General features: G+C 58.4%; 1 protein-coding gene. It reads right to left on the reverse strand.

Translation table 11 applies throughout. The annotated features are described in order from the left end of the window. A partial coding sequence (locus tag P0D73_RS46770) for a POTRA domain-containing protein (RefSeq protein WP_408436560.1) occupies positions 1-425 on the reverse strand: 425 nt, incomplete at both ends.

Here is a 425-nt window from a genome sequence, read left to right on the forward strand (position 1 = left end):
GGCTCGCGGTCGAGCAGATTGCCCGCCAGCTTGATATTCGAAATCGTGTACGGCTCGCCTTCGTGCAGCGTGACCGTCAGATACATGTCCTTCTTGTCCGGCGAGATAGACACCTGCGTCGAGTCGATGTTGAACTCGAGGTAGCCGCGATTCAGGTAATACGAGCGGACGTTTTCGAGGTCGCCGGTAAGCTTGTCTTTCGCGTACAGGTCATTCTTCGTGTACCACGAGAACCAGTTCGGCGTGGACAACTGCATTTCGTCGCGCAGCGTGCCCGTGCTGAACGCCTTGTTGCCGATGAAGTTGATCTGGCGGATCTTCGCGCTCGGACCTTCGGCCACCGAGAACAGCACCGACACGCGATTGCGGTCGATCGGCGTGATCGTGGTGGTGACTTCAGCGGCGTAGTAGCCGCGCGTCAGATA

It is taken from the genome of Paraburkholderia sp. RL18-101-BIB-B, from assembly GCF_046026985.1.
GTDB lineage: Bacteria > Pseudomonadota > Gammaproteobacteria > Burkholderiales > Burkholderiaceae > Paraburkholderia.